Source organism: Mangrovibacillus sp. Mu-81 (assembly GCF_036867415.1).
Lineage (GTDB): Bacteria > Bacillota > Bacilli > Bacillales > Bacillaceae_B > Rossellomorea.
Window position 1 is genome coordinate 473,613 of sequence record NZ_JBAJHU010000002.1, and the last position, 19,289, is coordinate 492,901.

Annotated in this window: 20 protein-coding genes; 5 read left to right on the forward strand and 15 right to left on the reverse strand. The window is 36.7% G+C overall.

Going from position 1 to position 19,289, the window contains the following annotated elements; translation table 11 throughout:
- Positions 1 to 66: 66 nt before the first annotated feature.
- The 10 genes from V6B33_RS05940 to V6B33_RS05985 form a co-directional block, all read right to left on the reverse strand.
- Positions 67 to 1,281 (reverse strand): MATE family efflux transporter, encoded by a 1,215-nt coding sequence (locus tag V6B33_RS05940; RefSeq protein ID WP_334216821.1) that lies wholly within the window; start codon positions 1,279 to 1,281, stop codon positions 67 to 69.
- A 28-nt stretch (positions 1,282 to 1,309) separates the two neighbouring features.
- A complete protein-coding gene (locus V6B33_RS05945) occupies positions 1,310 to 2,122 on the reverse strand; it encodes a putative capsular polysaccharide synthesis family protein (RefSeq protein WP_334216822.1) in 813 nt (270 codons plus the stop codon).
- Between the two features lie 4 nt (positions 2,123 to 2,126).
- On the reverse strand, positions 2,127 to 2,975 hold the full coding sequence (locus V6B33_RS05950; RefSeq protein WP_334216823.1) for a glycosyltransferase family 2 protein: 849 nt from the start codon (positions 2,973 to 2,975) through the stop codon (positions 2,127 to 2,129).
- A 28-nt stretch (positions 2,976 to 3,003) separates the two neighbouring features.
- Complete coding sequence (locus V6B33_RS05955) at positions 3,004 to 4,119, reverse strand: EpsG family protein (RefSeq protein ID WP_334216824.1); 1,116 nt, start codon at positions 4,117 to 4,119, stop codon at positions 3,004 to 3,006.
- A 35-nt stretch (positions 4,120 to 4,154) separates the two neighbouring features.
- Positions 4,155 to 5,231, reverse strand: coding sequence for a glycosyltransferase (locus V6B33_RS05960; protein ID WP_334216825.1), 1,077 nt, complete (start codon positions 5,229 to 5,231; stop codon positions 4,155 to 4,157).
- Between the two features lie 33 nt (positions 5,232 to 5,264).
- Positions 5,265 to 5,876: a sugar transferase gene (locus V6B33_RS05965; RefSeq protein ID WP_442915486.1), complete on the reverse strand. Its 612-nt coding sequence runs from the start codon at positions 5,874 to 5,876 to the stop codon at positions 5,265 to 5,267.
- Between the two features lie 84 nt (positions 5,877 to 5,960).
- Entirely contained in the window at positions 5,961 to 6,845 is an 885-nt protein-coding gene (gene galU, locus V6B33_RS05970) for a UTP--glucose-1-phosphate uridylyltransferase GalU (protein WP_334216826.1), read from the reverse strand.
- Between the two features lie 380 nt (positions 6,846 to 7,225).
- Positions 7,226 to 7,993, reverse strand: a complete 768-nt coding sequence (locus V6B33_RS05975) for a tyrosine-protein phosphatase (RefSeq protein WP_334216827.1) — start codon at positions 7,991 to 7,993, stop codon at positions 7,226 to 7,228.
- A 105-nt stretch (positions 7,994 to 8,098) separates the two neighbouring features.
- Positions 8,099 to 8,770: a CpsD/CapB family tyrosine-protein kinase gene (locus V6B33_RS05980; RefSeq protein WP_334217071.1), complete on the reverse strand. Its 672-nt coding sequence runs from the start codon at positions 8,768 to 8,770 to the stop codon at positions 8,099 to 8,101.
- A gap of 22 nt (positions 8,771 to 8,792) precedes the next feature.
- A complete protein-coding gene (locus tag V6B33_RS05985; RefSeq protein ID WP_334216828.1) occupies positions 8,793 to 9,536 on the reverse strand; it encodes a YveK family protein in 744 nt (247 codons plus the stop codon).
- A 196-nt stretch (positions 9,537 to 9,732) separates the two neighbouring features.
- Here V6B33_RS05985 and V6B33_RS05990 point away from each other — a divergent pair, with 196 nt between their 5' ends.
- Together V6B33_RS05990 and tagU are read left to right on the forward strand one after the other, a co-directional pair.
- The gene (locus V6B33_RS05990) at positions 9,733 to 10,524 is read left to right on the forward strand and encodes an SGNH/GDSL hydrolase family protein (protein WP_334216829.1); all 792 of its coding nucleotides are present in this window, start codon (positions 9,733 to 9,735) and stop codon (positions 10,522 to 10,524) included.
- Positions 10,525 to 10,630: 106 nt separating this feature from the next.
- Positions 10,631 to 11,569 (forward strand): polyisoprenyl-teichoic acid--peptidoglycan teichoic acid transferase TagU, encoded by a 939-nt coding sequence (gene tagU, locus V6B33_RS05995; RefSeq protein ID WP_334216830.1) that lies wholly within the window; start codon positions 10,631 to 10,633, stop codon positions 11,567 to 11,569.
- Positions 11,570 to 11,931: 362 nt separating this feature from the next.
- Here the strand turns inward: tagU and V6B33_RS06000 are convergent, their stop codons facing one another.
- A complete protein-coding gene (locus V6B33_RS06000; RefSeq protein ID WP_334216831.1) occupies positions 11,932 to 12,480 on the reverse strand; it encodes a DUF6241 domain-containing protein in 549 nt (182 codons plus the stop codon).
- A 318-nt stretch (positions 12,481 to 12,798) separates the two neighbouring features.
- Between V6B33_RS06000 and V6B33_RS06005 the strand changes: the two genes are divergently transcribed.
- The 3 genes from V6B33_RS06005 (at position 12,799) to V6B33_RS06015 (ending at position 16,715) form a co-directional block, all read left to right on the forward strand.
- The gene (locus tag V6B33_RS06005; RefSeq protein WP_334216832.1) at positions 12,799 to 13,296 is read left to right on the forward strand and encodes a zinc ribbon domain-containing protein; all 498 of its coding nucleotides are present in this window, start codon (positions 12,799 to 12,801) and stop codon (positions 13,294 to 13,296) included.
- Positions 13,297 to 13,322: 26 nt separating this feature from the next.
- Positions 13,323 to 14,798, forward strand: a complete 1,476-nt coding sequence (locus tag V6B33_RS06010; protein WP_334216833.1) for a zinc ribbon domain-containing protein — start codon at positions 13,323 to 13,325, stop codon at positions 14,796 to 14,798.
- A 69-nt stretch (positions 14,799 to 14,867) separates the two neighbouring features.
- On the forward strand, positions 14,868 to 16,715 hold the full coding sequence (locus V6B33_RS06015) for a zinc ribbon domain-containing protein (protein ID WP_334216834.1): 1,848 nt from the start codon (positions 14,868 to 14,870) through the stop codon (positions 16,713 to 16,715).
- 128 nt (positions 16,716 to 16,843) lie between these two features.
- Here the strand turns inward: V6B33_RS06015 and V6B33_RS06020 are convergent, their stop codons facing one another.
- Genes V6B33_RS06020 through V6B33_RS06035 form a run of 4 tightly spaced genes read right to left on the reverse strand, consistent with a single transcriptional unit; the run spans position 16,844 to position 19,258 of the window.
- Positions 16,844 to 17,779 (reverse strand): ABC transporter permease, encoded by a 936-nt coding sequence (locus tag V6B33_RS06020; RefSeq protein WP_334216835.1) that lies wholly within the window; start codon positions 17,777 to 17,779, stop codon positions 16,844 to 16,846.
- Positions 17,779 to 18,705 (reverse strand): ABC transporter ATP-binding protein, encoded by a 927-nt coding sequence (locus V6B33_RS06025; RefSeq protein ID WP_334216836.1) that lies wholly within the window; start codon positions 18,703 to 18,705, stop codon positions 17,779 to 17,781. Before V6B33_RS06025 ends, V6B33_RS06020 begins: the two co-directional genes overlap by 1 nt.
- 11 nt (positions 18,706 to 18,716) lie before the next feature.
- Positions 18,717 to 19,031 (reverse strand): hypothetical protein, encoded by a 315-nt coding sequence (locus V6B33_RS06030; protein ID WP_334216837.1) that lies wholly within the window; start codon positions 19,029 to 19,031, stop codon positions 18,717 to 18,719.
- Complete coding sequence (locus tag V6B33_RS06035) at positions 19,028 to 19,258, reverse strand: helix-turn-helix transcriptional regulator (protein WP_334216838.1); 231 nt, start codon at positions 19,256 to 19,258, stop codon at positions 19,028 to 19,030. The genes V6B33_RS06030 and V6B33_RS06035 overlap by 4 nt, the downstream gene beginning before the upstream one ends.
- Between the last annotated feature and the right edge of the window lie 31 nt (positions 19,259 to 19,289).

Consider the following 19,289-nt stretch of genomic DNA (forward strand, 5'->3'; position numbering starts at 1 on the left):
ATCCATTTTTTATTTTCCACAAAATTAACTTGACTAATTCATTACAAACTCCATTAGTGTGAAGAATTAAAAATACTTATATACTTTTACGTAAATCTTTTTTCTTAATAGAAAATAACCTATAATGTTCGTAAAGATCACAGAAATAGTGCTGGCAATAGCTGCTCCTGTAATCCCAAAGACAGGAATTAAAGTGAAATTCAAGATGATATTCATTAAGCATGCTATTAGATTTGTATACATTTGCGATTTTGTAGACCCTGTCATAGCTAACATTAACCATACGCTTCCCACAGCAGCATTAATAAATTGTCCTAGAGATCTTATCAATAAAGCTAAATCACCTTTTATAAACACTTCACCAAATAAAGACAAAATAAATTGATTAAAAACCAATATAACTACGAAAATCAAGAAAGACAATAAAGCTAGCAATCGAGTTGACTTTATATATACTTTTTTTAATGTTTTAATGTTATCTGTATAATAAAGTTTTGATATCTTAGGACCGAATACTGAGTTATATATATAGAGGATTATCGAAGTAAACGTTGCAACTTGGGTTGCGATTTGATAAACACCCACATCTGTTTTACCAATCATATTTCCAATCATTATTATATCAATCCTGTCCATGATTACACCCAGCATTGTAGCAAAAGTCAGTGGGACAGAATACTTAAAAAACTTCGAATTAAAGTTTATCTTTGAAAACATCTTTTTGTTTGTTATTAAATAAATTAGCAGTGACATGATAATAGAAATATAAAAAGCAATAACAACATTGATAGTATCGGACTTATTTGCCAGGTAAAACAATAGAATAATCACAATTCTTGATATAATGGCAATGAATCCATTAACTAAGTAATACTCCTTGAATCGACCTGAAACACTATATATAGCAAAGAAAATTTGTTCTGCAGACAATAACCATATTAGCGGAAGCATGGTTTTGACAATTGAGTCTGAAATGACGAAACTGGCAATAAAAATAATAAATAAAGAAACTATAAAGTTCACAAAAAAACTTACACTCACAAATTGATACTTATTTCTGGGAAAGTAATATAATATTCCTTGGTCAAGACCTAATTTCCCAAAAATCATTAGAATTGATATTATTGAAAAGCCATATGAAAACTCACCTAAAACGGTTGCCCCAAATAGTTTTGATATTATAAATGAAAAAGCTAATGTTAGAATTGCAAAGGAACCTTTACCAATAAAAGCTTCTATAAATTTCTTAAAAATTTTTTTTAATTCTAAATTTGAATCCATTTTTCTTTTTCATCCCTGCTATCTCTAATTACTTTTTCCATTTGTTTATATAAGTTTCGATTTCTTGTTTTGTATAAAAATGACTCATATATTTAGTATTATACAACTCATTAATGTAATCTTCTGATGGATGAAAATTTTCCATGAACTGTTTGTATAGAGGAGCATACCATTTTTCCTTAGCTTGATTAGATTTCTTAATTTCTAGATCTTTCAAACACAAGAAATCCTGAATTTCACTCTTTAGATCATTTAATTTCTCCATCTTTAAAATTAATATGGATACATTCCCTTTTGTAATAACACCATAACCTTTTTCCTTATTAAAGTCATGTTCATAAACATTAATACCAAAATTTTTACTTATTTCTTCCTCCATCCAATTTACTCCATAATAATGATTAAACTTCTTAAAATAAAAATCATGTAAGATAGTATGATTCACTTTATCCTCATGTCTATTATCATTTAAAATTGAAACATCAAATATTGGAATATGGATATCTTGAAAATACATTGAAATATTTCTGGAAATCGGTTCTCTTACCAATGTAATTATTTTTATTTTTTTCCTTTTTATAATAAACTTTTTTATAAGTGCTCCTATTTTATAAATTATTATAAATTTCAATGGAGCATAAAATTTTATAGACTTAAAATTTTTAAACATTTTAAATACTATTGGAGCTCTAAGGCTATGTGTATGTTCAGTATAATACTTATTATTATTTTCAAGTGATTTTTCTAGGCTGGTAGAGCCTACTTTACCCATTTGATAAATTAGTAACACTTCTTTTTGAAAGATATAATTAATCAATTTTTTGAATTTTTTTGTATTCACTTACTCACCTACTCTTCATCAAACTACTTCGCAAAAACACTTTCAAAATTCTTCTTATATACTTAACTACTGAAAAAAATATCGATAAACAAAAAATAACGGAACCCATAAACCCTTTATTAAACTTCTTCCAAATAGAAAACAATGTAATTAACTCATTTTTTTCTATTTGATATAAATTTGCGCTTAATCCACTCTCTCCATAGCTTTCTTTAAAAGAAGCAGCATGAAAGTCTACCAATTGAATCATTTTTTTATTATTAAAAAGGATTTCAAGCCATAACAAAAAATCTTCTGAATACCTTTTATTATTATCGAAAAAATACTCCTTATCATTTTTCATCATAACCACAGAAGTACCTGAAGGATTTTTGAATAAAGCTTTATATTTATTTACTTGATTAAGACGACTAGTGTTAAATTCAGAAGTACTGTATTTTTGTATATTACTAACATTATTATTCAACTTAATTTGATGACCAACTATTACGTGTGTATCGGGTATTTGTTCAAAGATTTTTGTTTGTATCTCTACCTTTCTTGTATGCCAAATATCATCAGAATCTAGAAACGCAATATATTTAGAAGTAGCTTTTTTAATTCCAACATTCCTACTATAAGAAGCTCCTTCATTAGTTGGATTTTTGAATATTACTAATTTTATATTTAATTTATGACATTTTTCCTTATAGGCATTCGCAACTAATAGAGTATTATCCGAACTATTGTCATCAATTATGAGAATCTCTCTTACTAACCAACTTTGATTTAAAACTGAATCCAATGCTCTCCCAATAGTTTTCTGACTATTATAGCAAGGTATTATTACAGATGTGGAAGAAAACTTTATCATATATTGGCATCCTTTACTAAATCTTATATTATAAGTCCCATGTTGAAAAAGGTACTATTCCATTGGTATTTTGAACTATTCTTAAGATATAATAGCTGAACCAAAATAACATTATGCTAATTGCAATAATATACCCAATAAATACTTCTCTTTTTGTTTTTACAAAATGTTTTAAAACATGAAATATAAACATGTCATAAAAGAAAATAATAGAAGGATAAAAGTACACTTGAAATCTATCAACAGCTTCGATTCCTGCAGCTGAATATAGCAATAAATAAATAAAATAATAATTTTCTATAATATTTGTCCCTTGGAGTTGCTTTCTATGTTTTATTATCATCCATAAAATGAAGAAACTGAATTGAATAACTACGGGCATGTATTCTATGATCCCTTTTTCTTTAGAACTTTCAAAAAAGAATTCTAGGTTGTTTGAGTATTTATTTACATAAAAATCAAAATTCATTAACAATGTAGAAATTCTTTCCTTTAGTATTGGTGTGAAATAACCAATACTCGTGAAAATAAACCCAAACCATATATAATTTATTCGAAGGTTTATTTTGTTAATAAATACAAAAAAAACACCAAGGTATGCACTAATATGAAATTGAGCTGCTACAAAAACAAAAAGTAAAAAATAGATATAACTTTTAACTTTATTGGAACGTAAAATCATTATCCCCAACCAAAGGAAACCCATAGCTAAAGCTTGCCTAATACCATTGAAACTAAAGTAATATAAATAAGAAATTACGAACAAAGTAGTAAAGGTTACCTTATCATAGGAATAGTTTTTTTGAATTAAATAAAATATAAAAAGAAACAGGAAGGATGTAATTAACGTAAAAATTCTAAATTCTTCAAAATGATGAGCTACTGAGTAAATCCAGATAACAAATGTATCGAAATTCTCATTAAATAATTTGTTATAAAAAAAGTTGTAATATAATGTATAATCTGTTCCTACCTCTACTCCCCTAGTCACTGCAATAATCAATAGAATGCAATAAAGACACCTTAAAAAAAATTCATTCAAAGTAGTCAAATAGTATTTTTTTGAATTGAACCTTCCAATATAGGGAATGTTAAATATCCAATAAAAAAATATAATTGTGCCTATAAATAAATATATGAACATATTTTACTCCTAATAATTGTCCTCTATATAAAATCTTACCCTAATACTGTGGTGTTCTCTTCATACAACCTTATATATTGGTTTAATCCTTTCTCTTTGTCAAAATGTTCTACAAGGTACTCAAAAGAGCTTTCTCCATCTAATTTTGCCTGCTTCTTATTTTCTTCATAAAAGTTTATTTTCTCAATAAAATCATTTTCCTTGGAACAAATAAAGCCGTTCTTTCCTTCGTTAACCAAATCTACATTACCAACAGTTTTTGATAAAACCAAAGGTTTTTTTAAATACATTGCTTCTAGAACAGATATTGGTAAACCTTCCCACAAAGATGTTTGGACATATACGTCTAAAGATGCTACTTTCTTTAGCACCTCTTTCCTATTTAACCACCCTGTAACCAATACATTATTAGCACTTAACACACCTTTCATTTCCCCATCACCTATCCAAATAAAGTTAACATTAGGCATGGACATTGCAATTTTATTAAATAAAGCTGGGTTTTTTTGAAAGGCTACCCTACCTACAGTTCCGACTGTAAAACTCTTTTCGTTATAATATCTGTCATTGTCTAATTGTTCTTCTGATTTCATCTTTACAATATTTATCCCATTATTTATCGAAATAACTCTTGGGGAAATTCTCTTAACTTCCTCCTTTTCTGACTCAGACACTGCGATAATTAATCCACCAAGTTTAGCCAATATTTTTTCAGATATAAAAAATAGCCACCTCAGAATTATTCCAATGTCTTTGCGTAGAAAAGAGAGTCCATGAGGATTATAGTATAATTGACCCTTATAATTTAACAATCTACTCGCAATTCTTCCTACTAGTCCTGCTTTGGAAGAATGTAAATGTATTATTTCCGGATGCTCTTCCACTATAATTTTTTTTAATTTATTTGTAGCAGATAGAGCTTTTTTTAATCCCATATCCATCTTTATAAATTTTATGTTTTCTTTAAAATCATCTCTAAAATCGCTTGGAGTTTCACTTCTCTCTGAGTAAACTACTATGATATCATGATTATCTGAAAGTTCATTACATAGATCTACCAAAAAACTATAAACCCCTGCTCCAAAAGATTCTGTTACATGAAGTATCTTCATTAATATACCCTTTCTAATAAGACGTTTTATTATTTAATAAGCACCCTTTTTTAATATTACAATTAATATTGTAAAAAAGATTATTTTCAAATCCATTAATAAGGATTGATTATATACATAATAAAGTTCTAAATCCACTCTTTCTGGATAACCCACATTACTTCTACCACTGACCTGCCAAAATCCTGTAATTCCCGGTTTAACTGCTAAGAACTGGTTTACTTTGTCTTCATATTCCTCTAATTCTACTGTAACGACCGGCCTTGGTCCAACTAAGCTCATTTCCCCTTTTAATACATTTAGTAATTGAGGAATTTCATCGAGACTTGTCTTTCTTAAGAACCTTCCCAAATTAGTAATTCGTGGATCTTCATTAGGCTCTAACTTATAGTTGTTTTCTAAATATTTTTGATACAATTGCCTATTACTCTTTAACTTTTCTTCTGCGTTAAGGACCATGGACCGGAATTTATAAATTTTAAATTCCTCACCGTTTTTTCCCACCCTGCTTTGTTTGAATATTACAGGACCTTTTGATTCTCCTGCTATATATAATATAGATATAAGTACGAATAATGGCAGTACCATTATTAAGCCAACAACTGCCCCAATAATATCTATAGTTCTTTTGAGAAACGAATATATAAAGGATTTATCTTCTTGACTAACGAAATATTCACTGCTTGTTTGATAACTTTCTATTTGAGGTTGGTTCAAGTTTTGTTCCCCCTAACCCTTTACATATTCTTTTTCAAGTAATTTTTTCATGTACTCTAGAACCTCAAATTTGATTTCCTCATGCTGCAGAGCAAAATCAATGGTTGATTTAACAAAACCAAATTTTTCTCCTACATCATGTCTGTCACCTTCAAAGTTGTAAGCATATACCTTCTGAGCTTCATTTAATCGCTGAATAGCGTCTGTTAATTGAATTTCTCCGCCGGCACCTGTTTCTTGATTTTCAAGATATTGAAAGATTTCTGGCGTTAGGATGTAACGTCCCATAATAGCAAGGTTAGATGGTGCTGTCCCTTGCTTAGGTTTTTCAACAAATTGATTAACCTGATAAAGGCGGCCTTGATTCATGAACGGGTCGATTATCCCGTATCTATGTGTTTGTTCATCAGTAACTTTTTGCACTCCAATAACAGATGACTGCGTCTCTTCGTGCTGATTAATTAACTGACGTAAACACGGTGTAACACTTTGAACAATATCGTCACCTAGTAATACTGCAAATGGTTCGTTACCAATAAAATTGCGGGCACACCATACAGCATGACCTAACCCTTTTGGCTCTTTTTGTCTTATATAATGAATGTTAGCCAAATTACTTGAGTATTGAACTTTTTCTAGTAACTCTGATTTTCCTTTTTCAAGAAGGTTTCTTTCTAGCTCAGGTGCGTGGTCAAAGTGGTCTTCAATCGCTCTTTTTCCCTTACCAGTAACGATGATAATATCCTCGATTCCAGAAGCAATTGCTTCTTCTACTATGTATTGAATCGTTGGCTTATCTACAATTGGCAACATTTCTTTCGGCATCGCTTTTGTAGCAGGCAGAAAACGGGTTCCCAGTCCCGCTGCAGGAATAATGGCTTTTCTTACTTTTTTCATCTATTAAGTCCCCCTTAGGTTTATTTTTGAAGGTTGTGTAACGACATAATAAATACCTAATGAAAAAACACAATTTCCAAATGTTTTTTCATTAGGTATTTAATTAGAATAATATCCAATCTTTACATAAAGCGTTTTCATTGTTTTTCTTTACTTAGTTCTTTTAAAATAGTAAATGTGGGCATTTAACCCTTCCTCACATCCCACCACTGACGACTAGCGTCTAAGGCAAATCTTTGTCTTCACCCACGGCGTGACCGAGTGCCTCCATTGATAATGGAAAGGAGACATTCCCAAAATATCTACTGTTGTCTTGTTTGCTTCATACATATTTCACCAACGACAATAGTACCTTAGGACCCTATTGAAAATTTAATAAACTAGAAGATTCCGAGGAATTTTTTCTTTTTAATCTGTTCTGGAATCTCTTTATAGATCGTTTTATTTCCAACGAGCAATTCAGCATTCTCTGTAAAGTAATAGACACTGTCTATTCCGTACTTTTTTTCTATGTAATTCATTGCTTCTTCCATCTTGAAAGAACGGTTGTTGATGTTATGAGCATCAGATGCGATGAAGTGTGTTAGGTTCGCTTCTATGATTTGCTGCGAGAACTTTTGAATGTTTTTCCCGAAGTAGCCTACTAGGCTGGAGGCCGTTAATTGGGTGGCAGCTCCATTTTTGACGAGTCTGTAAAGTTTCTCTGGTCGTTCAATTAGTTCTGCGTTTCGTTCTGGGTGAACGATGACAGGAATCAGCCCTTCGACTTGTATGTCATATAGTAAGCGCTCTGCATATCTAGGAACGGAATTCGAAGGAAATTCAATAAACAAGTATTGAGAATCCTGGTTTAATGTTAGAATCTCACCTTTTTGATAATCTTCAAGAATTTCGCCGTAGATTCGGCATTCTTGTCCAGGCAGGACTTCCAGACTGATATTTTCCATCTTAAGAGCCTCATTTACATGATCGACAAGTAGAAGGATGTCCGACTTTGTATTCTGGTATTTTCCATTCATATGATGAGGAGTCGCGATAATAGTATGGATACCTTCTGATACGGCTTTTCTGGCCATGTCAATGCTGTCTTGGACTGTTCTTGCCCCATCGTCGATCCCCGGCAGGATGTGGCTGTGGATATCGATCATTCGGACTCCTCCTCGATTAGGTCTTTCGACTTATTTCTACGATACATTACATTTTACCTTAAAGGGTATAAATGTAAAGAGGGGAAATTTGTCGAATTAATGGTATTATTTACCACCGTAGTAATAATAATAGTTTGTATCCTTCATCTCACGATTATTAAGGACTACCCCAAGCAGCTTCGCTTTTGCTGAGTCCAGCAATTCCTTCGATTTTACGGCTTTATCAACCTCTGTAGTACCTGAACTGATGACCAGGATTGTTCCGTTACATTGGTTTGCCAGTATTTGGGCGTCTGTGACAGCAAGAACTGGAGGAGTATCAAATATCACCATACTGTACTCCTTGTATGCTTCCTCAAAGAAATGGCTCATTGCCCTGGAGCTGAGTAGTTCTGCTGGATTAGGCGGAATCGGACCGCAAGTTAATAAGTCCAGATTCTCGACATCCGAGGTATGCGTCACTTCTGCCAATGCTTTTTGGCGTGTGAGTACACTCGTTAAGCCGTATGTATTCGTTAAGCCAAATGTATAATGTGCTGTGGGTTTCCGCATGTCTGCATCTATCAGGAGAACCTTTCTGCCTTCTTGGGCGAATACCACTGCAAGGTTTGCAGCCGTGGTTGATTTGCCCTCTCCCGGTCCAGCCGATGTGATCATTAACGAACTCATTTCTTGATCAATAGATGAAAAATTAATATTTGTTCGAATTGTTTTGTATTGTTCTGAGATCGGAGACTTAGGGTCTGTTTTGGTAATCAGCTTTCGCTTCGTATTCATCATCTGTTTCTTCATTTTTTTATTAAGAGCCAATTGTCTCACCTCTCGTTCTGGTTTTACGTTCCACGCGACTCTTCTTCGTTTCTTGTTGATCTTTTATACGCGTGATGGAGCCAAGTACTGGCAATCCTAATAGTTTCTCGACATCTTGTTCCGTCTTAACCGTGTTGTCCAGGTATTCCAATAAGAAGGCAATTCCTACTCCAGTCATTAAGCCTACTACCATTGCAATGGCGATATTCAGAAGGGGCTTGGGTTTGATTGGTGATTGTTCTTTCCCCACTTCTGCTTTAGCAAGAATGCTAACATTGTCTACATTCATGATGTTGGTGATCTCATTTTTAAATACTTCTGCTGTTTTATTCGCAATCTCAGCTGCTTTGTTTGGATCCGTGTCTTGAACAGCCAGATTTATGACCTGTGAGTCTTTTTCACTTGCCACGGTCAATTTTTCATTCAACTCTCCGGTAGTCATATTGAGATTCAAATCATCTATGACCTTTTCTAAAATTGCCGGACTTTTCATAATGACGTTATAAGTGTTGATTAATTGAAGATTCGTCTGAATTTCACCAATATTATATGCTGGCTGATCAGACTTCGATTGGTTTACCAATAATTGAGTGGATGACTGATAAATAGGTGTTAAAAGAAAAAAGCTGACTCCACCACTTACAACGATGGCCGTTAGGGTAATGAACATGATTAATTGGATTCGTTTCTTCAACGTTTCCATTAATTCTCTCAAACTAATTGTTTCTTCCATGTTTTCCTCCTGTAATATGAAAATTAGTAAAATAATATCATATATTGTTGTATTTTCTCTCATTTATTGTCATAATTTTAATGAAAATGTAATATTTCCATTCTTATCTATTAAACTACAAATATTGTTAATTTAAAAGGCATTATTTGAAATGGTAATTATTTCTTTCATAATACTGATAATAGGAGGATAAAAGATGAAAAACTTTCTACTTGTACTGTTAACGATAGTATCTGTCATTTTCTTAATCCTTGGTAATATTTATTGGAATGAGAAAGCAAACCTGACATTGAATACTTCACCTGATAATTCCGAAGAAGCAACAAATAGTGACTCTAAAGAGGAAGTAACTCAGCATTCAGATAATCACGATTATAGCTCAGCCATTTCTAACTGGCCGGAAGAAGCGCAGGATCGTTTCATGAAAGCAGTAAATAATCAAACACCTTACAAGATTGCCGTTGTTGGTTCCCAGGCTCTTGGATCTGACGTTTTTGGTTGGAGTGTTCAAGTAAAACAGTCTATTGAAGAAAATTTCAATTCTGATGTAGTGGTCCAGATTATCGAATATGAGGGTACTTCCACAGATTTCTTAGATAGTATTGAAAAAGAGGAAGTAGTGGACATGCAGCCTGACCTTGTATTATTTGAGCCGTTCTCGTTAAATGACAATTCGAATATCATTAGCCCAGAGCAAAACCATCTTAATATTGATGATTTCTATGACCAATTAAAAAAAGCGAACCAAGATGTAGAGCTTCTTTTACAGCCTACTCACCCTCTTGATGATGCCACTATTTATCCTAGACAGGTGGAAGAGCTGAGGTCTTATGCTGAAGAAAAAGGTTTCACCTATTTAAACCACTGGACAGCATGGCCTGAAGACGAGACGCTGAGAGAATATTTATCAGAAACGCAAGATACGCCTAATGAATTGGGACATCAAATCTGGGCAGAATACATCACGGATTACTTCATTTCCGACTAGCCTTTTCTACTGGTTGGTCTTTTCTATTTATTAGTAAAAACTATCTAGGCAATAGCCGGATAATCTGATATGTTAGTGGATAGGTTATGAAAAGGTGAGGGAAAAAATGAGAATTGATCAAAACAGAAAGAAAAAGAAGCGTAAGTGGTTAAAAGCACTTGGAATCGTTATGATACTCTTTATCCTCGCAGGCGGTGCATATGCTTACAGCATTTATCATTCATTAAACAATGCCGTAGAAACGATGCATACCCCTATCGATCGGGATAAATCTTCTAAGCGGGCGAAAGAAGTAGAATTCAGTGACCAAGTTCCTTTCTCTGTTCTATTACTTGGTGTTGATGAACGAAAAAATGATAAGGGACGTTCTGATTCCATGATCGTTCTGACTGTGAACCCGGAGGTAAAGTCAGTGAAAATGATCAGTATTCCACGTGACACTTTAACAGAAATAGTAGGGCATGGAACAAAGGATAAAATTAATCATGCCTATGCCTTCGGCGGCGTGGAAATGGCAATGAATACGGTGGAAGAATTGCTGGATATACCAATCGATTATTATGTACAAATCAATATGGAAGGTTTTTCAGACATCGTAAACGCTGTTGGAGGAGTGACTGTAAATAATGATTTATCATTCAACTATCAAGGCTACTCTTTTCCTGAGGGAGAACTTCAGCTAAGCGGCAAGGAAGCACTTGCCTTCTCACGAATGAGATACGAAGATCCTCGTGGCGACTTCGGCCGTCAGTTGCGCCAGCGTGAAGTAATACAGGCCGTTATTAATGAAGGAGCAAGTGTATCGAGCTTATGGAAGTTTGATGATATCTTTGATGCTTTAGGAAGCAATGTAAAGACCAACCTGAAATTCGAAGAAATGGTTGATATCCAGAAGCACTATAAGGCAGCCTCTAAAGATATTGAACAGATTCAAATTGAGAATGGATCTGGTACCAAGATTGACGGGATTTATTATTATATTATTCCTGATGAGGAACTTACTTCCATCCAGGATACGCTAAAAGAACATTTGGAATTGGATTAACATTTAAAAAAACTTCAAGTTTTTAATATGCCTATCCATAAGCAGGAAGATTAATAAATATATTAATCTTCCTGCTTCTTATTTATACCCAGAAAAAGCTTTAGAGGAACATTTTTCCAATGAATAAAGTTGCATCTTTATATAACCTGCAGTATTCAGCACTCTAGGAATGGTAACTCAAATACACTATGGATTAATCCAGATAAAAGCGTGGCGAAATATAATTGAAATGTTCCATAAAATAATACTTCTTAAGAAAATTCTAAAGCTCCAGATAAGTACATTCATTTTTTTATCATGATAGATATCAAAAACGAGTAAACGGTCAACATGTATAAAAATAAACCTACTTAAAATCTTTTTCACCTGGATTCTTTATTCTGCTTCTGGAGGAACGCTTCCTCCGCCTTTGGTGACAACACCCCGGTCGCTTCCCCAATCGTCCCGTCCTGCAGTTTCCAGACCGCATTATGCTGGGCATCGGCATCCGTGAAGCCCCCTTTTTTCCAGCTCATCAGAATTCCCTTATAAAGTTCTTCATGCTCGTACTTGTTGACTTCAAGCTGCCCCAATAAGAAATCGATCCGTTCATCCGTGATCTTAAAGAATGACCACTTCTCCTCAGCCTGTACTTTCTGATGGCTCATCGCATGGATGTACTGCTGGACAAGATTTTCACTGAGCGGGGTTTTCACCTTTTCTTCAAAAGGATTGGATGTGCCGGATTGATTGCCTGCTTCTTCTTCATTGCCGTCATTTCCAGTCTCTTCATTGATTCCCGCTTCCGAAGCGGTCTCGCTTGAACTCACCCCTTCAGAAGAATCATTAAGACTTCCCAACACTATATAAACGCCCAGCCCTGTCAAGAGCAGGACACTTCCCAGAATTCCGAAAACGAGTTTCTTGCTCATCCTCATCTCTCCCCTATTCTATCTATAACTATTCAATTCGTGATTTATCGGGCGAATCCTCTTTGTTTCTTGCAAACAGTTACTATATTACCATATTTTTCACCATTATCGGATTCTCTTGCTGAATGAATCTGAAACACTAAAAAACACCCGATTGCCGAAAGAAAGTATTGAAATCAATGGAAAATCATAGTTAAATAGACTATGTGTAATTTTACCTATTTAAGAATATTTTTACTATCATTATACATATGTTTTAAATCAATTGATAAAGCACTAAGTAAAATTACTCAACTCAACGTAAAGGAGATTAAAACATTGTCTACTAATCTACAATCCAAATTGGGGGAAGGCCTGTCCAAGTTCCAGGGCGGCATCGAACAGGGCAAGCTTAAACTGCAAACCGTACAGGAAATCAATAAGATCAAGAAAGAAATGCATGAGGCCTCTGTTAAAAAATCGAAAATCCTTCTTGAAGCCGGTCAGAAAGCGTACAAGAAAATAAGAAACCATGAATTGCAGGATGAGGAACTGGTCGAATTAACTTCAAAGTTAACCGAACTGGATCACGCCATCTATGAAGGAGCGAAAAAAATATCGGAGTTGAAAAGCAATCCCGATCAGAATGTGACCATCTGTGCCTCCTGCGAAACGCCAAACGAATCGGATGCTAAATTCTGCGGCGGCTGCGGTGCGAAAGTCGAAAAAGCTGCGGAGCCTGTAGCAGGAGCAGTCGATGCCTGCACAAGCTGCAATGAACCGTTAACACCCGATGCACACTATTGCCACTGCTGTGGAACGAAGGCTGCCCGCTAGAGGGAATAAAAGGAGGAAAAGAAACAGTGTATTGTAAACATTGCGGAACAAGGAACAGGGAAGATGCACTCTATTGTGTAAATGATGGAGAAGCATTGACCCTGCAGAATGAGCACGTCCTGCACCATGAAAACTCGAGATACTGCAGCCACTGCAGTCATGAAAATCAAGCAAATGCACTGTATTGTGTCGATTGTGGTCAAACGATGAGTAAATTAAAAGAAACACGCGAAGTCGAACCTAATCGGGTAAGTATGCAAAACAAGGCGGACAATAGCAATTCTGAAGGTATCATTACGATATTATCCAATCTGAACTCCCTGAAACAGCTGGCCATCTGGAACGTTATCTCGCTTGCCGGCCTCTTACTGCTTTCATTCATCATCAGTTCCTCCATCAACGGAGTACTGAAAGATATCATGCGCGGGGAACTCGGATCACTTGTTGATGGCATGAAGCTCATGTCGTTCACTGATGTGTTCATGATCAGCCACATGACCGGTGTCGATTATCACGCGAGTGCCGCCATATTCGAAGGCGTTCTTTCGACAACCAGCGGCTTGTACCTGCTGCTGCTCATACCGGCTGTTGTTTTCATCACGACAGGATTTCTGATGAACAGGAATCAAGCTCATAAACCGATGATCGAAAAATTGAAATGGAACCTCTCATTCTCCCTTGTTTACGGGCTGGTTACAGGCATCATCAGCTTGTTTGCCGGAGTATCTGTGGAAATCAACGATCCGACCGGATTCATCGGGACGATTACGGTCGGTTCCGAATACCCTTTTATTGAAAGTATGTTCAATGCCGCCATTATCAGCTTTATCTTTACAAGTATCGGAACGATATTCACATTGGATAGGGAACTGCGCTCATCCAACGAACGATACGGACTTTCGATTTCAAAGGCCATCCTTCATTCCATGATTGGACTTGCCGTGATGATGGCAGCAGGATACTTCATCCTGTCTTCACACGATGAATTGACTACAGAAGAAACGGCAAGTGATGTCCTCGTCGGAAGTCAAATGGGAGGGTACCTGTGGAATATCGCCCAATTCCAGGCTTTGACGTTTGAGTTGACGGCAGATGGCGAAAGCGTCAACGCCAGTTATTCATTAATCGGCGGACCGGAAGCTTCAGAAGATGAAGAGGAATTTGCCGAGCTTTTCGAAGAGATCAATTGGATCTGGATTCTTGTCCTCATCCCTGCCGCCCTTCATGTATGGGCCGGTAATCTGCTGAGAAAGGCCACTCAGGGAAATATCCTTAATGAACTCGCCGTGTATGCGGTCGCGTTCGGCATTATCAACGCCGTCATCGTATCGATTTCGAAACTGGCCATCGACACGAATTTCGAAGGAGCATTCAGTGCCTCATTCGGATTCTCTACACTCGGTACCCTGGTCATCAGCTCCATCCTTGCATTTGGCGTTTCATACCTTGGTGTGATGGTGACGAATCGCCAGGAAACCCAGCAATCATCACGCGCAGCGTAAATGATTGGCTGCTCTCCCCAAGAGGGCAGCCTCCCCTTTACCTGATATGAACATAGAGGAGAAATGAACGTGAAATTTTGTACATCCTGCGGTCAAAAAATTGATAAAAACAGCCCGTTCTGTAACGGATGCGGCGCCAAGATCGAAAAAAAGGGAACGGTTCAGGCGAAATCATCTTCACCCCTGCCTTCATTTGCTTCCCTTTCCAAAAAGACAAAGATCATCATCGGATCTGTTTTACTCGTGCTGATTCTGTGCATTTCGCTCTATAAAATTGGTGAAGCCTATACCGATAAAGCGAATCTCCTCGAAAACTTCGAGAAACAGCTGGAAAAAGGGAATACGGAAGAACTGGTCCGCTTACTTGATTCAAAGAAAGATTCCCAAAAGATCACGAAGAAAAACGTTCAGGCCATGGTTGACTTTCTAAAAGAGAACCCCGGCAGCGAAGAAACACTCCTCGCACAATTGAAGGAAAATGTGAAAGCGGACGGGGTATTGACTGTGGAGGCAAGTGCGGCCAACGACTATCCCGACCAGCTCGTCACTCTTGAAAAAAGAGGGAAGAAATTCCTCATCTATGATAATTATGACCTGGTCCTGCAGCCCTTCCCGATGAACATCTACACCAATTATCATGATCTGCGCTTTTATGTCGACGGCAAAGAAATCAAGCCTGCAGCTGCCGAAGGCGATATGATTACCATCGGATCGTTCATACCAGGTGAATACAACGTAAAAGCTGTCCTGAAATCCGATTTCGTTGAGCTGGAAAAAGAGGCGGACGTCAATCATATAGGTCCGACTGATACCGACCTGCTGTTCGAAATTGATTATGTCCAGGTTCACACCAACGTCGAGGGTGCTTCCGTATTCATCAACGACAAGGACACCGGACTGAAAGTGAACAAAGACAAAACCATTGAAATCGGCCCGCTCCTCACCGATGGTTCCATGACAGTCCAATTAAAAAAGGAATTACCGATCGGAAAGATTCAGTCTGAAGCTGTCCCGATTGACTCAAATAGGCTGACTGCCGGTTTAAACTTATCGGATAAAGACAAAGAGCACGTAAAAGAAGGATTGAAACGTCATTTCATCAACCTGTCCAAGGCACTTGCTTTTCAGGATGCAAAATTCCTAAAGGAAGAGTCCAATGACGTATCGGACTTCGTCGCATCTTCGTTCGAAGAGATGACCGGCGAAGACTGGAAGACACTCGGATATATTACTGCAATCGCAGTCGATACGGATTCTCTGCACCTTGAGGAGCTGGAAGGGACATGGTACGTCACCGTCCCTGTACGCACTGAATGGATGGAGGATTCCGTCTACTCCGGCGACCCGGTATCACTATCCGAAGAAAGCACCGAAAACAATTTTTCTCTGACTTACAAAAATGATAAATGGAGTGTCGAATCCTGGGGATCGATATGGACCTTCGAGGATGAACAGGCAGAAGAAATCAAGATCGATGCCGCCGCACTCAAGAAACAGCTGGAATCATCGCCGGCTTTCACGAGCATTGCTGAAGAACAGTCAGCAGACGAAGTCGAATCCTTCGTGGAATCATACATTTTCGATTCCGTGCAGGCCATAAACGACCGCGACTTCTCCATCGTATCCGGGGATATCGACCCTGATTCCGATTATTCAACAACCGTAGCCGACTACATTGACTACCTCGAGGGGAAAGGAATCACCGAAGAACTCGTCAATATAGACATTGAGAAGATCGAACTGCTCGACGACGGCTCGTACCACGTTTATACCTTTGAAGAATACAACATCTTCTATAAGGACGATACGGGAAAATATAAATCATTTGATGGTAAATACAAAGTAACGTCCAAAAGCAGCGGACTGAAGATGTATGATTTGGTTTCGACTGAGGAAGTGGATAGTGAGGATTTATAATGGATTAGATTGAGAAGAAGAGTGAATCTTGAACTACCGTATGACAAATTGTGAAACATTTTTCTTACTCTTCAATTAAAACAAGCCGTAGGAATGCACCGGGCATTCCTACGGCTTATTCAAATAGATCAAACCTCTCTCTTTACAAAGCTGCCAATGGAAATCGTAATGAAAAGAAGTAAATAAAAGCTTAGTACAATCACTGAAAAAGGGAATGTCATTTCATTTAAGAAAACCGAACCGTTAAAATACATATTGAGGTCCGTATTTGCAAACAGAGTATATTTAATCTCTTCAAAGAATGGCGCGATCATCCTTGTGACATTTTCACTGGTAAAGTATAAGAAGAGTGACACGGCCATGGCAATGGCTGTATTTCTAAAGATGGTGGAAAGTGTCAGTCCAATCATAGCAACCACAAACAAACTGACAGCGGACAAGAAGAAGTGTCTGATTATGACCAATGGAAAGCTTTCTTCACCAACACTTCCCTGTTGAACGGAAAGAAAAGTATGCTCTCCCCCTATGCCAAAGAAAATGGAACCCAAAAGGAGACTGACCAGCAATTGAAGACTGACTGTAAAGAAAGTAAACGTAAATAGGGTAAGGATCTTCGAGGTAATAAATGTCGACTTTCGAATCGGTTTAACCATAAGCGTCTGTATGGTTTTCCATTGATGTTCAGATGATACCAGGCGGGAGGCAATGGTTAAGACGAGAAGGCCTGCGAATGAAAGTATGATTTTGCTGAAGTATACGAAGCTCCATATATTGTCGCCAGTCATCGGCTTTACATTTTCTGATAATCGATACTCGTTTATCAACATTTCTTTTTGAGCAGAAGTACTCATTAAACTTCCTTTTGGGTACTTTTCAAGGTTTTCCTGGAGGATTACGTTTCTACCGGCCAGCTGCTCTTTCCAATTATCAGATACAGACTCTCCATCAAGGGACTTCATGTATATGACACAACCAATATTTAACGTTAGAATGGCCAATGCAACCATTAAGATAATTTTTTGACTTTTAAGCTTTTTCCATTCACCGATTAACAATCTTCCCACTATCTTTCCCCTCCCGCCATAAAGGTTTTATAATATTCATTCGTGACTCCTTCCTCCACTTCCGATATTGAAGTGATGATCAACTGGTTTGAAATAAGAAATGACACTACTTGAGTATAGAACGATCTCGGGAAGACAACTTCGATTCCCTTCCCATCTTTACGCAGCTTTACATCTTTCACTTCATGGTGGCCAGCCAGCAGATTTCTTGCTTTTTCAGGTTGATCAAGGTGAATCGTTAATGTAATGGTTTCATTTACTTGAATTGTCTTTATTTCGTTAATCGATTTAATCTTGCCTTCTGAAAGAATGGCATATCGGTGGCACACCTCTTCTATTTCCTTAAGGTTATGACTCGAAATTAATATGGTCATCCCATGTTCTTTATTTAATTGTTTAATTAAACTCCTGAATTCATAACTGGCAAGAGGATCAAGTGTACTCGTAGGTTCATCCAATATAAGAAACTCCGGATCATGAAGGAGGGCATTTGCAATCCCGAGACGCTGCTTCATTCCTAACGAGTACTTCTTAAAGGCTTTGTCCTTCTCCTCTTTCAATCCAACTAAATCCAAAACGCTGTTTATTTTATCTTGATCACAGTCTGAATGCATAAGAGAGAAGTATCGCAAATTCTCCCATCCGCTGAAAAAGTCATAAAAGGATGGAGTTTCAATGATTGCACCTATCTTTGTCAGATTGACCATACGATGTGATACCATTGAATTACCAAGTACATGTATATCCCCTGACGTGCATGAAGTCAGTCCCACGATCATCTTCATGAGGGTTGTTTTACCCGCTCCGTTTGGACCCACTAAACCAAACACTTCCCCTTTAGATAAAGTGAAGGTTATATCATCTAAAATAATGGCCTTTTTTATTTTTTTCGTCACATGTTGAACATCCACTGTCGGCTGGCTCATATCCTCACCTCTTAAATCCTTTTATTTAATATGAATAAGAATGATCCCAAGAAGAAGTTGGCTAATAGGAAGATCGTAATAATGCCGCTTCTGAACTCTTCAAAGTTTAATTCAGCGATGCGATTGAAGATGAACAGGATCAGTACACCTGCCAGTGCAAAGAAATAAGTGTATTGATAAGAGGTACTCGTAATCTTCTGTCCTCTTTCATCTTTTTCTTTCGTCGTAAAGATAATGGCATATATAGAAGGGATTAACGATAGAAACACCAGAATTGTTAGATACTGTTCAGCCAGTTGCTGTAAAATGTTTGACACTTCGCTCATTTCTCTACATCTCCTTCAGTAAATTCAAATATGTCCTGAATGCCTACACCAAATAGATTAGCTAATTTAAAGCATAAAATAATTGAAGGATTATATTTGTTAGCCTCTATTGAAATAATCGTCTGACGGCTAACGCCCACTTTTTCAGCTACCTCTTTCTGGGACCACTTTCTTTGAGCACGATAAACATGCAACTGATTGCTCAGCTTGCCGCTCGTTTTTACCATTTGTATCCTCACCTCTCATTTACAGGGTAAA

Coding starts and splice junctions, on each gene's coding strand:
- V6B33_RS05985 (WP_334216828.1), bottom strand. CDS start 9,536: ATGGAAGAAACAATTAGTTTGAGAGAATTAATGGAAACGTTGAAGAAA.
- V6B33_RS05980 (WP_334217071.1), bottom strand. CDS start 8,770: ATGAATACGAAGCGAAAGCTGATTACCAAAACAGACCCTAAGTCTCCG.
- V6B33_RS06025 (WP_334216836.1), bottom strand. CDS start 18,705: ATGAGCCAGCCGACAGTGGATGTTCAACATGTGACGAAAAAAATAAAA.
- V6B33_RS06000 (WP_334216831.1), bottom strand. CDS start 12,480: ATGAGCAAGAAACTCGTTTTCGGAATTCTGGGAAGTGTCCTGCTCTTG.
- galU (WP_334216826.1), bottom strand. CDS start 6,845: ATGAAAAAAGTAAGAAAAGCCATTATTCCTGCAGCGGGACTGGGAACC.
- V6B33_RS05950 (WP_334216823.1), bottom strand. CDS start 2,975: ATGATAAAGTTTTCTTCCACATCTGTAATAATACCTTGCTATAATAGT.
- V6B33_RS05940 (WP_334216821.1), bottom strand. CDS start 1,281: ATGGATTCAAATTTAGAATTAAAAAAAATTTTTAAGAAATTTATAGAA.
- V6B33_RS06030 (WP_334216837.1), bottom strand. CDS start 19,031: ATGAGCGAAGTGTCAAACATTTTACAGCAACTGGCTGAACAGTATCTA.
- V6B33_RS05975 (WP_334216827.1), bottom strand. CDS start 7,993: ATGATCGATATCCACAGCCACATCCTGCCGGGGATCGACGATGGGGCA.
- V6B33_RS05960 (WP_334216825.1), bottom strand. CDS start 5,231: ATGAAGATACTTCATGTAACAGAATCTTTTGGAGCAGGGGTTTATAGT.
- V6B33_RS05990 (WP_334216829.1), top strand. CDS start 9,733: ATGAAAAACTTTCTACTTGTACTGTTAACGATAGTATCTGTCATTTTC.
- tagU (WP_334216830.1), top strand. CDS start 10,631: ATGAGAATTGATCAAAACAGAAAGAAAAAGAAGCGTAAGTGGTTAAAA.
- V6B33_RS06035 (WP_334216838.1), bottom strand. CDS start 19,258: ATGGTAAAAACGAGCGGCAAGCTGAGCAATCAGTTGCATGTTTATCGT.
- V6B33_RS05955 (WP_334216824.1), bottom strand. CDS start 4,119: ATGTTCATATATTTATTTATAGGCACAATTATATTTTTTTATTGGATA.